This is a genomic window from Hydrogenophaga sp. (genome assembly GCF_019264445.1).
In the GTDB taxonomy this organism is placed as follows: Bacteria; Pseudomonadota; Gammaproteobacteria; order Burkholderiales; family Burkholderiaceae_C; genus Hydrogenophaga.
Genome location: NZ_JAHVAB010000061.1, coordinates 1 through 14,981 on the forward strand (window position 1 = coordinate 1; position 14,981 = coordinate 14,981).

The window sequence follows — 14,981 nt, forward strand, 5'->3', positions numbered from 1 at the left end:
TCACGGCGGCAGCGGGCGAGCAGAGCGACGGCATCGGACAGGTGAACGTGGCGGTGACGCAGCTGGACCAGATGACGCAGCAGAACGCAGCGCTGGTGGAAGAGAGCGCCGCCGCTGCCGAGAGCCTCAAGGACCAGGCCAACCGCCTGGCAGGGGTGGTGCAGGTTTTCCGGCTCGATGGCATGGCCAGCCAGGTCGCACCGGTGGTGCACGCACCTGCTCGCACCGCCGTGGCGCCCAAGCCTGTGGCAAGCAAGCCTGCCGCACAGCCCAAGCCCGCGCTGGCCGCGCCAGCACCGCGCAAGGCACCACAGCCCGTTGCGGTGGCCCAGGCCTCGAACGACAACGCCCGCGCCGAAGGCGACTGGGAAAGTTTCTGAAGCGGCGCGCGCCCGCGACGCCACACGCATTTTTTCAAGCCCGGAGACAGGGCGCCGGCCAGGTCGTTCAGACCTGGCAGCCTTTCCATTTCAACAGGAGAACACCATGCAGCAGCTGATGCGCCAATTTTCAATCCGCACCCGAATGACGGGTGCCATCGGTGTGGTGTTGATGCTGCTGACCCTGGTGGGTGGCGCCGGCTGGTGGGGCATGGAGCGGCTGCACAAGCTCAATGAAGCGTTTGTGGACAACGCCTTCCAGCAAACCCTCGGGCTCTCGCGCCTGCAGGTGGCGCTGGGTGACATGGGGCGGCTTGAGAAGGACATGATCATTGCCTACGAGAAGCCCGAAGTCGTCACGAAGATCAAGGCGCAATGGGAAGGCGCGCACGGTGAGGCGCTGCGCCAGATGGACGCCATGCTCAATGGCGACGAGGCCCGGCATGCCGCGCTGGTGACGCAGATGAAAGAGCACCTCGCCCAATACGTGAGCGCTGTGGCGCCTGTCACGCGCCAGCTGGAGTCCAATGGCTACGACTCGGCCACCGTGGCCAACCGCATGCTCAACCGGGCGCATGCCAACTACGGCGATCTGTTGCAGAGCCTCAAGCAGCTTGAAGAGCTGTTGATGGCCGAGGCGGCCAGCGCACGCCAGGCAGGCACCGATGCCAACAGCCAGACGCTGTTGCTGTTTGGCGTGGCCGTGGCCATTGCCGCGTTGGTGGTGGTGCCCACCACGCTGTCGAACATGACCAGCATTTGCGGGCCGTTGAACGAAGCGCAGCGCCTGGCCAGTGCGATCGCGCAAGGTGACCTCACGCGAGCCGTCCACCACCAGGGCAAAGACGAAACCGCTGCGCTCATGCGCGCGCTGGGCGACATGCAGGCGGCGCTGCTGCGCATCGTGAGCGAGGTGCGCAGCTCCACCGACAGCATTGGCACCGCGAGCCAGCAGATCGCCAGCGGCAACCAGGACCTGAGCGCGCGCACGGAGCAAGCGGCGAGCAACCTGCAGGAGACGGCGGCGAGCATGGAGCAGCTCACGAGCACGGTGCGCCAGAGCGCGGACGCTGCACGCCAGGCCACACAGATGGCGACCGCCAACGCCGAGGTGGCGGTGCGCGGTGGTCAGGTGGTGGGCCAGGTGGTGACCACGATGGACGAGATCAACCACAGCAGCAAAAAGATTGGCGACATCATTGGCGTGATCGACGGCATCGCGTTCCAGACGAACATCCTGGCGTTGAACGCGGCGGTGGAAGCCGCACGTGCGGGCGAGCAGGGCCGGGGCTTTGCGGTGGTGGCCGCCGAGGTGCGAAGCCTCGCGCAGCGCAGTGCGCAAGCCGCCAAGGAAATCAAGGGTCTGATCGAGACCAGCGTTGGCAAGGTCGAGGACGGCTCGCGCCTGGTGGCCCAGGCGGGCAGCACGATCAGCGAGATCGTGGCCAACGCCGAGAAGGTGTCGGCCTTTATCAGCGACATCACCACCGCCGCCGGCGAGCAGAGCGACGGCATCGGACAGGTGAATGTGGCGGTGACGCAGCTGGACCACATGACGCAGCAGAACGCGGCGCTGGTGGAGGAGAGCGCGGCGGCGGCCGAGAGCCTCAAGGACCAGGCGGGCCGTCTGGCCGAGTCGGTCCGCTTCTTCCGGGTCGACAACGCCGTGGTCATGTCGGATGCCGCCGGCTGGGCCGACGGCCGGCACCACGGCTGACCCTCACCAGACGGAAGGCATTTCCGGAGGGAAAGGCGGTTGAGGGCAGCGCGTTTGAGGGCCTTTGCGCAGCCTGTAACAGACGGTGCGTGCCTATACTCATTCCTTGGCCGCCAGCCCTGAGGACTCCTGTGCCCTGGACGCCGGCGCCCCTTCGTCAGCGCACCCGGAGACCGCCCCATGAACGCCCGCCTGCCCCACGCCACGCCCCCGCTGGACCCGACCGCTTTGCAGGCGCACGTAGACGCCAGCTGGTCGGGCCGCATCATTCCTGAACTGGTCCGCTACATCGAGGTGCCGGCGAAGTCGCCCGCCTTTGATGCCGACTGGGCCGCCCACGGCCTGCTCGATCGCGTGCTGCAAGGCGCGGCCGACTGGGTGCGGGCGCAGAAGGTGGACGGCCTGCAGCTGGAAGTCATTCGCCTGAACGACGCGCACGGCAAGCCACGCACCCCGGTGCTGTTTTTCGAGGTGCCCGCCAGCGCCGGCCAGGACGGCACGCCAGCGCCCGCCTCCGGCCAGACCGTGCTGATGTATGGCCACCTCGACAAACAGCCCGAGTTCACCGGCTGGCGCAGCGACCTGGGCCCCTGGACACCCAAGATCGACGGCGGCAAGCTCTATGGCCGAGGCGGCGCCGACGACGGCTACGCGGTCTACGCCAGCATCGCCGCGCTGCAGGCCCTCAAGGCGCAGGGCGTGGCGCACCCGCGCATCGTCGGCCTGATCGAAACGTGTGAGGAGAGCGGCTCGGGCGACCTGCTGCCTTATGTGGACGCGCTGCGCGCGCGGCTGGGCGACGTGGGTCTGGTGATCTGCCTGGACAGCGGCGCCGGCAACTACGACCAGCTCTGGCTCACCACCAGCCTGCGCGGCATGGCCAGCGGCGTGCTCAAGGTCGAGGTGCTCACGGAAGGCATCCACTCGGGCGACGCATCGGGCCTGGTGCCGTCGAGCTTTCGCATCATGCGCCAGGTGCTTGATCGGCTCGAAGACAGCGCCACCGGCCGCTTGTTGCCCGCCAGCTTTCACTGCGAAGTGCCGGCCGAACGCGTCGAGCAGGCGCGCGCCACGGCGGCCATTCTGGGCGATGAGATCTACAAGCGCTTTCCGTGGGCGCACCACGACTGCGGGGGCTCCACCGTGTTTGCCCTGCCCACCACCAACGACCCGGTGGACGCCTTGCTCAACCGCACGTGGCGTCCCACCCTGTCGGTGACTGGCGCCGAAGGCTTCCCCGAGTTGCGCAATGCCGGCAACGTGCTGCGCCCTTACACCGCCTTCAAGCTCAGCTTGCGTCTGCCCCCGCTGGTGGACGCGCCTGCCGCGGTGCGCGAACTCAAGGCCTTGCTGGAAGACAACGCCCCGTACAAGGCGAAAGTGACGTTTGAAGGCGAGGGCGCGGCCAGCGGCTGGAACGCGCCCACCACCGCGCCCTGGTTCGAGCAGGCGCTGCAGGGCGCGTCGCAGGCGCACTTCGGCGCGGGCTGCGGCACCATCGGCCAGGGCGGCACCATTCCGCTCATGAACATGCTCAGCAAAGGCTTTCCGAGCGCGCAGATGATGGTGTGCGGCGTGCTCGGCCCCAAGAGCAATGCGCACGGCCCGAACGAGTTCCTGCACCTGGACTACGCGCAGCGCCTCACGGCCACCGTGGCCCAGGTGATCGCCCGCATGCCTTGAGCGGCCACCATGTCGTCTGACACCACCCAGGCACCCTTCACCCTGCGCGATGGCCTGAACCTGGCCTTGTTCGACTGGCCGCTGCCCATGCGCTGGCGTCCCCGTGCGGTGGTGCTCATCGTGCATGGCCTGGGCGAGCACGCCTGGCGCTACGACCCGGTGGCGCAGCGCCTGAATGAATGGGGCTTTTGCGTGCGCGCTTACGACCAGCGCGGCCACGGGGAGTCGGGCGGTGAGCGGGGCGTGTTGCCCGACGACGACGCGCTGCTGGACGACCTGGCCGAGGTGGTGGAAGACACGCGCAGCCACATTGCCGAGCCCTGGGCTTGCCCGCTCATCCTGATGGGCCACAGCCTGGGTGGCTTGATCGCATCCACATTCGTGCAGCGCCGCATGGCGCCGGTGGATGGCCTGGTGCTGTCGTCGCCGGCACTCGATGCCGGCATCGGTGCCTTGCAGAAGAAATTCATCTCGCTGCTCTACCGCTTCGCGCCCGATTTCACCCTGTCCAATGGACTGGACTCGAGCAAGCTGTCCCACAACGCGGCCGTGGTGGACACCTACCGCAAAGACCCGCTGGTGCACGACCGCATCAGCGCGCGCCTGGCGCGCTTCATTGACGACAACGGCCCCACCGTGGTGGCTGCGGCGGCGCAATGGCGCGTGCCCACGCTGCTCATGTACGCCGGCGCCGACCACCTCGTGCGGCCCGCCGGCAGCAAGGCGTTTGCCGCCGCTGCACCGCGCAAGGTGGTGCACAGCCAGGCGTTTGACGGGCTGTACCACGAAATCTTCAACGAGGCCGATCCGTCGGCCGTGTTCGGCACGCTCAAGGCCTGGCTCGACGTGATCGCGCCCGCGGCCTAGAGGCGCCCGGCGCTCAGCGGCGCGGCTGCATCAGGCCGCCGAGCATGCCCATCAGGTCGGGCGCGTTGCCGCCCCCCTGGCCACCACCGAGCAAGTCACCCAGGCCGCCGAGGCCGCCCAGCGCGTTGTCATCGGGCAGCTGGCCTTTGGGGGTGAGCTGGTCGATCAGACCGGGCAGCAGCTCGGCCAGCGCGCCCGAGGCCTGCTGCTGGCTGCCGCCGAGTTGCGAGGCGATCATGCCCATGAGGTCGGGCCCGAGCGCACCGCCCAGTTGTTCGCCCGACACCGGCTGGTTGGCGCCCGTGCCGATCCACGACTGCACCGCCTCACCGAGGCCGCCCGACTGCAGCTTGGCCAGCAGGCCCTGCAACCCCCCCGAGCTGGCGAGCAGCGCACCTACCAGTCCCATGAGCATCTGCGGGTCCAGCCCGCCCGGCAGGCCGGTGGCCGATACGGATGGGGCGCGTTGCCCCTGCAGCGAACCCGAAGCCGCTTCGGCGGCGGCACCGATCAAAGAATCCAGAAGTCCCATGGCGTTGTTCCCTGTGTTGGGCACCCGGAATGGGCGCTCGGTCAGGCCGGATTGTGGTCGCGGCGGCGCACCCAGGCAAGCCAGACCAGGGCCAGTCCGGTGAGGGCGACCGGTACCAGCGAGCCCAGGTTGAGCCATTGCCAGCCTTGCGTGGTGACCAGCGCACCGGAGGCAAACGACGTCAGTGCCATGGTGGCGAACACACAGAAGTTGATGGCCGCCTGCGCGCGGTCCTTTTCCTCGGGTCGCCAGGCCTGCAGCGAGAGCGTGGTGCTGCCGGTAAAGAGGAAGTTCCAGCCCACGCCGAGCAGAAACAGCGCGACCAGGAACTGGTGCAGGTCCACGCCTGTGAGCGCAATGCCGATACACATCAGGTAGAGGGCCACGCCCACGCCCATGATGGTGAGCGCGCCGAAGCGCCGGATGAGGTGGCCCGTGAAGAAGCCGGGCGCGAACATGCCGATGACGTGCCACTCCAGCACCAGCGCGGCGTCACCAAAGGGAAAGCCGCACACCTGCATGGCCAGGGGCGTGGCGGCCATCAGCAGGTTCATGACGCCATAGCCCAGTGCGGCGCAGCCGGCCGCCACGATGAAGATGGGTTGCCGCATGATCTCGCCCAGCGGCCGGCCGCGTTCGGCATGCGCCGCCCTGGGCGGCACGGGTGGGAAGGTCATGAAGGCAATGGCCAGCATCGACAACAGCGCCACCGCGGCCAGCGCCACGTAGGCTCCGGCAAAAGGCACAGGCAGCCAGTGCTGCGTGCGCGTGGCCAGGTTCGGGCCGATCACGGCGCCCGCCAGGCCACCGGCCAGCACCAGCGATACCGCCTTTTCCCGAAACGCAGTGGCGCTGAGTTCGGCCGCTGCAAAACGGTAGAGCTGCCCGTTGGCGCTGTAGTAACCGGCGACCACGGTGGCCGCCACCAGCAGCCAGAAGTTGCGCTCCATCACGGCCCACGCGCATAGCAGCGCCGAGGCCAGCGCCACCAGCAGGCCGATCTGGAACGACACCTGGCGCCCGAAGGCGCTCTGCGTGCGCGCCACCAGCGGCGTGGACAACGCACCGCCCACCACATACCCCATGACCGGCAGGGTGGCCATCCAGCCCAGGGGCGCCAGCGACAGCCCCACCAGACCATTGATGGCGATGAACACCACGTTGTTGGTCATGAAGAGGCCTTGCGCGGCGGCCAGCAGCCAGAGGTTTTTGTTCATAAGCGGCTGTTTATACAAGCTGGCGGCGGTTTATAGTGCGCACCCCGTGTCCCTCTGTTGACCCATGACCCAACACATTGGCATCGTGGCCTGTTCGGCCGAAGGCGCTGCGCTACCGCACCCTCTGTGCGCAAGGCGCGGCATTGCTGGGCCCGCACGCGCATCCGGAGGTGTCGCTGCACTCCCTATCGCTGGCCGATTACGTCGACTGCCTCAACCGTGGCGATCTGCGCGGCGTGGGCGATCTGATGCTCACCTCGGCCCGCAAGCTCGCGGCCGCGGGGGCTGACTTCCTCATCTGCCCGGACAACACCATCCACCAGGCGTTCGCGCACGTGGCGCCCCGATCGCCGCTACCCTGGTTGCACATCGCCGAGGTGGTGGCGCAGGCGGCGGCCGAGCGTGGTCACCGGCGGCTGGGCATCACCGGCACGCGCTGGCTGGTCGACAGCGAGGTGTATCCCGAGCAACTCGGCGCGCGTGGCCTGCAGGCGGTGCGCCCGAGCGAGGCGGAGCGTGTCGAGCTGGATCGCATCATCATGGACGAGCTCGTGTATGGCGTGTTCAAGCCCGAGAGCGTCGCGCGATTCCAGGCCGTGTTCTCGCGTCTGAAAGACGAAGGGTGCGACGCCGTGGTGCTCGGCTGCACCGAAATCCCGCTGATCATGAGCGACGCCAATTCGCCGCTGCCCACGCTGGACTCGACCCGGCTGCTGGCGCATGCGGCCCTCGCGCGCGCCACCGGCACGGCCTGAGCCGCAGCGGTTCGTTCGCTGCGGTTCAGCCGCCCAGCGCCAGCGTCAGCGCTGCCAGCGCGGCGGTCTCGGCGCGCAGCACGCGCGGCCCCAGCGTCACAGGCACGAAGCCCGCTGCGCGAGCCAGCGCGTCTTCGGCCGGGCTCAGGCCGCCTTCCGGTCCGCTGAGGAACCACACCGCTGCGCCCGCCGGTGCTTGTGCGAGCGCCTGCGTGAGCGGCTGCGTGCCTGCGGCCAGCGACAGCAGGCAGCGCAGCGACGGCGTGCCGGCTTCGGTCGATGGCAGGGCCTTCAACCAGGCCGCGAAGTCCCCCACGGCGTGCACATGGGGCACACGGTTGCCACCGCACTGTTCGCACGCCGCCACGGCCACTGATTGCCAGTGGGCCTGCTTCTTGGTGGCCCGCTCGCCCGCGAGCCGCAGCACGCTGTGCGCCGTGTGCAGCGGCTGCACCGAGGCCACACCGAGTTCGGCGGCCTTCTCCACCAGCCAGTCCATGCGGTCGTTGGCGGGCATGCCCAGCGCCAGGTGCACGGCGCGGCCTGCTTCGCGCTCGACGGCGTGGTGCGTGCCCAGCACCACGTCCACATCGCTGCGGCCCATGCGGGTGATGGTGGCTTCCCACTCGCCGCCCTCGCCATTGAAAAGCGTGATGACCTGCCCGGGCTGCAGGCGCAGCACCTGCACATGGCGCGCGGTGCCGGCAGGCAGCGTGAGGGGCTGGCCGCCTTGCAGCACCGCTGGGCAATGGAAGCGCGGCATGCCTAGACGCGACCGAACGCGTACCCCGAGGCCGCCTGCAGACCTTCGATCTCGTCAAGCATTTTCAGGAACGGGCCCAGTGCCCGGTAGCGGTGCGCGGTGTGGCGGATGTAACCGATGAAGCGCGGCGCGTCGGCGAGGTATTTGGGCTTGCCATCGCGCAGGGTCAGCCGCGCAAAGATGCCCGCCACTTTCAGGTGGCGCTGCAGGCCCATCCACTCCACGCCCCGGTAGAAGGCGCCGAAGTCGCTGTGCCAGTCCTCGAAGTCCATGAGGCCGGCGGCGCGTGCCTTCTCCCAGTAGCGCACGGTCACATCGATCACGAAGTCTTCTTCCCATGTGAGGAAGGCGTCGCGCATGAGGCTGGCAATGTCGTAGGTGATGGGACCGTGCACCGCGTCCTGGAAGTCGAGCACGCCGAGCTGCTGCGCCGGTGTATCACCGGGTTGCAGGGGCAACATGAGGTTGCGCGGCATGAAGTCGCGGTGCACATACACGGTGGGCGCGGCGAGGTTGTGCGCCACCACGGTGTCAAAGGTCTTCTGCAAGGTCTGGGCCTGCGCTTCGCTCAGCGTCAGGCCCTTGTGCTGCTGCAGGTACCAGTCGGGAAACAGCTGCAGCTCGCGGCGCAGCAAGGCCTCGTTGTAAGGCGGCAGCACGCCCGGGCGGGAGGCCAGCTGCCAGGCCAGCAGCGCGTCGAGCGCCTGCATGTAGCGCGTGTGGTTGGCCTGCGCGTTGTCGGCGTTGATGCCGTCCAGCATCGTCTGGTGCCCCAGGTCGCTCAGCAGCATGAAGCCTTGCGGCTCGTCCCAGGCCAGGATCTCGGGCACCAGCAGGCCTGCATCGCGAAGCAGACCGGCCACGTGCACGAAGGGCTGGCAGTTCTCGTGCGCGGGCGGCGCGTCCATCACGATCAGGCTGCCACCGGCGCGCGTGTCGATGCGCAGGTAGCGGCGAAAGCTGGCGTCGGCCGAGGCGGGGCGCAGGGTGTCGGGCAACAGATTCAGGCGCGTCACCAGCGGCTGCAACCAGGTGTGAAAGGCGGCCTCGCGCACGGGGTCGGCCCAGGTGACGGCGGGGTGAGGCGTGGTCATGGGAGTGGGGGTGGGGACGTGGTGGGCCGTACGACCTGTCCGGGCTTCCGGCAGTGGATAATCGCGCCTGATTCTACAAACCCCCTGCATCGCGGCGACGGGCCTTCGGGCCTGTACTGGCAGCCGGACCACCGAATTCATTCCCTTGAACCGCCGCACCGATTTGTCGTCCCTCCAGCGCCCGCGCGCAGCGCTTGCCCCCCCGCTTTTTGCGAAGGCGCCGGTGGCGCGCGCGGTGCATGGCCTGCTGGCTGCGGTGGCGTGCAGCGCGTTGCTGGTGCCCGCTGCGGTGCGCGCGCAGTCGGGTGATGGGGATGAGCCCGTGTCTTCGGGCATGAACCTCAAGCCCAGTCGCCTCCTGCAGGAAAGCCTGCCACCCGAGGCGGCTCAGCAAGCGCCGACCTTCGTGTCCGGTGATCGCATCGAGGGCCAGACCGACGGCGTCACGACCATCGAGGGCAGCGCCGAACTGCGCCGCCACGAGACGGTCATTCGCGCCGATCGCCTCGAACTCGACCAGCGCAGCAGCGAGGCCAAGGCGAAGGGCAACGTGCTGATCAACCGCAACGGTGATCGCTTCGAAGGCCCCGAGTTGCAGCTCAACGTGGACACCTTCGAAGGCTTCTTCATCAAGCCCGAGTTCACCCTGCTCAAGAACGAAGGCAAGGGTGACGCCAGCCGGCTGGACTTTCTGGGCGAGGACAAGGCCACCGCGCACGATGCCCGCTACTCCACCTGCCCCCGCACACCCGGCGCCGACTGGATGCCCGCGTGGCTGATCCGCGCCACGCGCATCGATTTCGACAACGTGGCCGAGACCGGTACCGCCACCGGTGGTGCACTGGAGTTCAAGGGCGTGCCGATCCTGGGCTGGCCGCGCTTCACGTTTCCGTTGACCGATGCGCGCAAGTCCGGCCTGTTGCCGCCCACGATCAACCTGGACAACATCAACGGCCTTGAGCTCACGCTGCCGTATTACCTCAACATCGCGCCCAACTTGGACGCCACGATCTACCCCACGCTCATGAGCAAGCGCGGTGTGGATCTCGGGGCCGAGGTGCGCTACCTGCAGCCGGACTACGCGGGCCAGGTGCGCGGCGCCTTTCTGCCCTCCGACCCGCTGCGCAATGACGACCGCTGGGGCTATTCGCTGCAGCATGCGCAGAACCTGAGCAACACCGGGCTCGGATTCGGTGGCTCGGCCGGTTTGAACCTGAACTTCAACCGCGTGAGCGACGACAACTACTGGCGCGACTTCCCGCGTGCTGGCGGCACGCTCACCAACCGCCTGCTGGCGAGCGACGCGGTGTACAGCTGGAACCGCGGCCCTTGGGCGTTGAGCGCAGGCATGTTCAGCTGGCAGACGCTGCAGGACATCGATGCCCCCATCGTGCCGCCCTACGACCGGCTGCCCTCGGTCGCCTTGCGCTACACCCGCGACGACGGCGTCATCGCCGGCGTGAACGACTGGAACTACACGCTCACCAGCGAGTACACGCGGTTCGAGTCCAACCCCCTGCTCACCCGGCAGACCAACGGCTCACGTTCGCTGGCCATCGCCGAACTCAGCCGCCGCTGGCAGGCACCGGGCTGGTTCATCAAACCCCGCACGCAGCTGCACGCCACGCAGTACCAGTTCGACAACCCGCTGGCCAACGGCTCGCGCAGCGCCTCTCGCGTGCTGCCCACCGTCAGCCTCGACAGCGGGCTCATCTTCGAGCGCGATGCGCGCTATTTCGGCCGCAACTTCGTGCAGACGCTGGAGCCCCGCGCCTTCTTCACCTGGACGCCGTACAGCGACCAGAGCCTCCTGCCCAACTACGACTCGGCCGCGAACGATTTCAACTTCGCCACCATCTTTTCGGAGAACGTGTTCGGCGGCAACGACCGCATTTCCGACACGCGTGCCTTCACGGTGGGCGCCAGTTCGCGCCTGCTCGACCCCGACACCGGTGCCGAGGTGGTTCGCGTGGGGCTGGCCCAGCGCTACCTGATCCGCGATCAGAACGTCTTCCTGCCCAACGCGACCGGTGTGGCTGGCGGCGCGCCAGTGACCGAACGCTTCAGCGACATCCTGCTCGCCACCCGCGTGCAATGGACCCCGCGCTGGATGGTGGATACCAACTTCCAGTACAGCCCTGGCGCCGGCGAATCGGTGCGCACCACGCTGGGCGTGCGCTACATGCCCAGCCGCTACCGCGTCTTCAGCGCCGCCTACCGCCTGCAGCGCGGCAGCAGCGAGCAATACGACTTTGGCTGGCAATGGCCGCTCAACGACCTGTGGGAAAAGCCCGCGACCACCGGTGTGCCCGGGCGTGGCCTGGGCGCTGGCCAGTGGTACAGCGTGGGGCGCATCAACTACAGCGTGCCCGATCGCAAGGTGGTGGATCTGGTGGCTGGTTTTGAGTACGACGCCGGTTGCTGGATCGGTCGCGTCGTTCTGGAGCGCCTGCAGCGCAGCGCCGCCTCGGCCAACCAGCGTATCCTGTTCCAGCTGGAATTCACCGGCTTCTCCCGCCTCGGCTCCAACCCGTTGAAGACGCTGAAGGAAAACGTGCCGCGCTACCAGTACCTGCGCGAAGAGATCAACCCGCCCAGCCGGTTCCAACAATATGACTGACCGCTTCACCGCCCCTTCCCGCCTGTCCACCTGGTTGCTGTGTGCGCCCTTGCTGCTGGCTTCCACGGTTCAGGCCCAGGGTCTGCGGCTCTCGGGGCAACTGAACCCGTCGCGCGCCGCTGCCACGCAGTCGGCCCCAGCGCAACAAAGCACGGCAGACTTCATCGTGGCGCTGGTGAACTCCGAGCCCGTCACCAACAACGAGGTGCGCCAGCGCCTGCTGCGCGTGGAACAGCAGATGGCCCAGGAGGGCGCGCCCATGCCGGCACGCGACGTGCTGGCGCGCGAGATCCTCGAGCAGATCATCAACGAGCGCGCCCAGATGCAGCAAGCCACGGAACTCGGCATCACTGTGGACGAAGCCGCCGTGACGCAGGCCGAGCAGTCCATTGCCGCTCAGAACCAGATCTCGCCCGATGAGCTGCGCCGTCGCCTGGCCGCCGATGGCATCGACATCAACCGCTTTCGCAATGACCTGCGCGGCCAGATCGTGCTGCAGCGCGTGCGCGAGCGGCAGGTCGATTCGCGCGTGCGCGTGACCGATGCCGACATCGACGATTTCATTCGCGAGCGCCAAGGCAGCAACGACGTGGCCAGCCTGGAACTGAACCTCGCCCATGTGCTGGTGGCGGTACCGGAGGGCGCTTCGGCCGAGCGCATCCAGGAGCTCCAGGCTCGTGCGCAAGGCGTGGCAGACCGCGCGCGCGGTGGTGCCGACTTTGCGCAGCTCGCCCGCGACTTCTCCGATGCGCCAGAGCGCGCCAACGGCGGTGTGTTCGGCATGCGCGCCGCCAGCCGCCTGCCCACCTTGTTTGTCGATGCGACGCGTGCGCTCAACCCGGGCGCCGTGGCCGGGCCGCTTCGCAGCCCGGCGGGCTTTCACGTGCTCAAAGTGATCGAGAAACGCCAGGCGGGCATGCCCGCGGCGGTCGTCACACAAACCCGCGCACGCCACATCCTGCTGCGCACCAGCCCTCAGCTGAGCCAGTCCGATGCGGTGGCGCGCCTGGCCGGATATCGCCAGCAGATCGCCAGTGGCCAGGCCAACTTCGAGGCGCTGGCTCGCGAGCACAGCCAGGACGGCTCGGCCAGCCAGGGTGGTGACCTCGGTTGGGCCAGCCCGGGCATGTTCGTGCCCGAGTTCGAGCAGGCCATGAACGCTTTGCGCCCGGGCGAAATGTCCGCGCCGCTGGTGTCCCGCTTTGGGGTTCACCTGATTCGCGTCGACGAGCGTCGCCAGTCCACGCTGAACCAGCGCGAGCAGCGCGAACAGGTGCGCGGCCTCGCGCGCGAAAAGAAGCTCGATGACGCGCTGCGCGTGTGGTCGCAGGACACCCGCAGCCGGGCTTTCGTGGAATACCGCGACCCGCCGCAGCCGTGACCATCTTGCTGCGGGGCGTCGAGCCGGGGCGCGCATGAAACACATCGCACGCAAGCGCTTCGGACAGCACTTCCTGACCGACAGCGCCATCATTGATGCCATCGTGGAGGCGATTGCGCCTGCGGCCGGTGATGCCATGGTCGAGATCGGCCCTGGTCTGGCTGCGCTCACGCAGCCCCTGGTGGAGCGCCTTGGCCACTTGACCGTGATCGAGCTGGACCGTGATCTGGCGGTGCGGTTGCGCGGTCATGGTCAGCTGGAAGTGATCGAGTCCGACGTGCTCAAGGTGGACTTCACGGCCCTGGCCGGTGGCAAAGCCACCCGAGCACTGCGTGTCGTGGGCAACCTGCCCTACAACATCTCCACGCCCATCCTCTTTCACCTGCTGGACCACGTGGCGGTGGTGCAGGACCAGCATTTCATGCTTCAGAAAGAAGTGATCGACCGCATGGTGGCGAGGCCCGCAACGGCCGACTACGGACGCCTGACCGTCATGCTGCAGTGGCGATACGCCATGGACAACGTGCTGTTCGTGCCCCCCGAGAGCTTTGATCCGCCTCCGCGCGTGGACAGCGCGATCGTGCGCATGGTGCCGTTGTCTGAGCCGCCTGCACTGGATGTGGTGCGGTATGGCACCCTGGTGCAGGTGGCGTTCAGCCAGCGCCGCAAGATGCTGCGCAACACGCTGGGGCGCTGGCTCGATGAGCAGGGATTTGCCGGCGAATTCGATCTCCAGCGCCGCGCCGAAGAGGTGCCAGTGGGCGAATACGTGGCCCTGGCGAAAGCCTTGCAGACATGAAAAAAGCCGCGTGAGCGGCTTTTTCATGGAGCAAGGGATGCCTTGTGCTCAGGCAGCCGCCAGCCAGTAGCCAGCATTGAACGGGCTGCTCATGCGCAGCGCCATCGGGCTCACATCGAGGATCTTGTCGGTGGGCATGGGCTCATCGCTCTGCACTTCAATCGGTTCTTCGCCCTTGGGGGCGCGCGCCACCGAGAAAGAGTAGAAGCAGCGGAACGGGACCTTGCGGTCCGACCAGTAGTCGGCGGCGTCGCGGAAGATGTCGAGCAGTTGCTCGCGCGCTTCCTTGTCGAACTTGGCGTGGGCGGGGATGTGCTCCAGCACCACGATGAAACCGGTCTGCGGGCCCGACTTGTGGACCATGTCGGTCATGCAGTCGTAGAGCGCATCGAAGTTCTTGCCAAAGTGCGAGGGCAAGGTGTACTGAGCCGCAATCAATTCCAGCACGTCCTGCTTGCTCTGGGCCTTGGCCAGGTTGGCGTACAGGAAGTGATGCCCCAGATGCTCGGCCGCAGCCTGCAGGTCTTTCACGCCGTGGGCGCGAATCGACTGAACGATATTGGGGCGTACGTTACGAAGTGGCGTGTCCATCTCCGCGTCTCTTTCTAAGGTCAAAGTTAAAAATCTCTCACACCACCGCAACTCACTGCACGATCAGCCGAAAGCTGCCGTAGTGGTCTTCGGTGTAGTAACACGCATCAGGGGCTCGGGGCTCAAACCCGCCACACACAATCCGCTTGGCCCCCCGGTGACCGAGGCTCGGCGTGGGTACCGTGTACTCACGGTAGTAACCCCGTTTGCTGCTGGGCAACAGCCGCTCGCGATTCCCGAACACCGTGCCATCTTTGTCATGGCGGAAGGGCCCGCCCTGTCGAATCTGGTTCATCACTTCCCGACCTTGCGGTGGCAGTCGCTCGAGCGCCACCGAGGCCGCATTCAACGGGATCGCCGTGGGGTCAGGGGAGCGGGCCTGCACCGCAATGGTGCCCAGCGCCGCCGCCAGCACGACCGCGAAGGTCAGCGTGGCCACTCCCTTGGCCGTTCCGAAACGAGCCCGGATCTGTTTCAGACCCATGAAAAATTTCCCGATTTCTGGTGGTATCAGCCCGAAGTCGCCATGGGTTTCATGCAGTCAAAAGCATGAATTTGGGCGCGTGACGGGGGTGGGTTAAC

The 14,981-nt window shown here is 67.4% G+C and carries 11 protein-coding genes and 3 pseudogenes; 8 read left to right on the forward strand and 6 right to left on the reverse strand.

Going from position 1 to position 14,981, the window contains the following annotated elements:
* The 4 genes and pseudogenes from KXJ60_RS12350 to KXJ60_RS12365 form a co-directional block, all read left to right on the forward strand.
* A pseudogene (locus KXJ60_RS12350) lies at positions 1-380 on the forward strand (methyl-accepting chemotaxis protein); the annotation flags it as partial.
* A 106-nt stretch (positions 381-486) separates the two neighbouring features.
* Positions 487-2,097: a methyl-accepting chemotaxis protein gene (locus tag KXJ60_RS12355; protein WP_291127822.1), complete on the forward strand. Its 1,611-nt coding sequence runs from the start codon at positions 487-489 to the stop codon at positions 2,095-2,097.
* Positions 2,098-2,277: 180 nt separating this feature from the next.
* A complete protein-coding gene (locus KXJ60_RS12360) occupies positions 2,278-3,780 on the forward strand; it encodes a M20 family metallopeptidase (protein ID WP_291127825.1) in 1,503 nt (500 codons plus the stop codon).
* 9 nt (positions 3,781-3,789) lie between these two features.
* Positions 3,790-4,647: an alpha/beta hydrolase gene (locus KXJ60_RS12365; RefSeq protein ID WP_291127827.1), complete on the forward strand. Its 858-nt coding sequence runs from the start codon at positions 3,790-3,792 to the stop codon at positions 4,645-4,647.
* A gap of 13 nt (positions 4,648-4,660) precedes the next feature.
* Here the strand turns inward: KXJ60_RS12365 and KXJ60_RS12370 are convergent, their stop codons facing one another.
* Together KXJ60_RS12370 and KXJ60_RS12375 are read right to left on the reverse strand one after the other, a co-directional pair.
* The gene (locus KXJ60_RS12370) at positions 4,661-5,179 is read right to left on the reverse strand and encodes a YidB family protein (RefSeq protein WP_291127829.1); all 519 of its coding nucleotides are present in this window, start codon (positions 5,177-5,179) and stop codon (positions 4,661-4,663) included.
* Between the two features lie 41 nt (positions 5,180-5,220).
* The gene (locus KXJ60_RS12375; protein WP_291127831.1) at positions 5,221-6,396 is read right to left on the reverse strand and encodes an MFS transporter; all 1,176 of its coding nucleotides are present in this window, start codon (positions 6,394-6,396) and stop codon (positions 5,221-5,223) included.
* 64 nt (positions 6,397-6,460) lie between these two features.
* On the opposite strand from KXJ60_RS12375, the pseudogene KXJ60_RS12380 reads away from it, so the two are divergent.
* Positions 6,461-7,151 (forward strand): annotated as a pseudogene (locus tag KXJ60_RS12380) (amino acid racemase).
* Between the two features lie 25 nt (positions 7,152-7,176).
* Here the strand turns inward: KXJ60_RS12380 and KXJ60_RS12385 are convergent.
* Both KXJ60_RS12385 and KXJ60_RS12390 read right to left on the reverse strand, forming a co-directional pair.
* Positions 7,177-7,914 (reverse strand): 16S rRNA (uracil(1498)-N(3))-methyltransferase, encoded by a 738-nt coding sequence (locus KXJ60_RS12385; protein WP_291127834.1) that lies wholly within the window; start codon positions 7,912-7,914, stop codon positions 7,177-7,179.
* A 2-nt stretch (positions 7,915-7,916) separates the two neighbouring features.
* Positions 7,917-9,008 (reverse strand): phosphotransferase, encoded by a 1,092-nt coding sequence (locus KXJ60_RS12390; protein ID WP_291127836.1) that lies wholly within the window; start codon positions 9,006-9,008, stop codon positions 7,917-7,919.
* 145 nt (positions 9,009-9,153) lie between these two features.
* Here KXJ60_RS12390 and lptD point away from each other — a divergent pair, with 145 nt between their 5' ends.
* Genes lptD through rsmA form a run of 3 tightly spaced genes read left to right on the forward strand, consistent with a single transcriptional unit; the run spans position 9,154 to position 13,808 of the window.
* Positions 9,154-11,628, forward strand: a complete 2,475-nt coding sequence (gene lptD, locus KXJ60_RS12395) for an LPS assembly protein LptD (protein WP_291127839.1) — start codon at positions 9,154-9,156, stop codon at positions 11,626-11,628.
* Complete coding sequence (locus tag KXJ60_RS12400; RefSeq protein WP_291127842.1) at positions 11,621-13,009, forward strand: peptidylprolyl isomerase; 1,389 nt, start codon at positions 11,621-11,623, stop codon at positions 13,007-13,009. Before lptD ends, KXJ60_RS12400 begins: the two co-directional genes overlap by 8 nt.
* Before the next feature lie 34 nt (positions 13,010-13,043).
* Positions 13,044-13,808, forward strand: coding sequence for a 16S rRNA (adenine(1518)-N(6)/adenine(1519)-N(6))-dimethyltransferase RsmA (rsmA, locus tag KXJ60_RS12405; RefSeq protein ID WP_291127844.1), 765 nt, complete (start codon positions 13,044-13,046; stop codon positions 13,806-13,808).
* A gap of 195 nt (positions 13,809-14,003) precedes the next feature.
* Here the strand turns inward: rsmA and KXJ60_RS12410 are convergent.
* Positions 14,004-14,399 (reverse strand): annotated as a pseudogene (locus tag KXJ60_RS12410) (barstar family protein); the annotation flags it as partial.
* Positions 14,400-14,451: 52 nt separating this feature from the next.
* The gene (locus KXJ60_RS12415; protein ID WP_291127850.1) at positions 14,452-14,883 is read right to left on the reverse strand and encodes a ribonuclease domain-containing protein; all 432 of its coding nucleotides are present in this window, start codon (positions 14,881-14,883) and stop codon (positions 14,452-14,454) included.
* Positions 14,884-14,981: the final 98 nt, after the last annotated feature.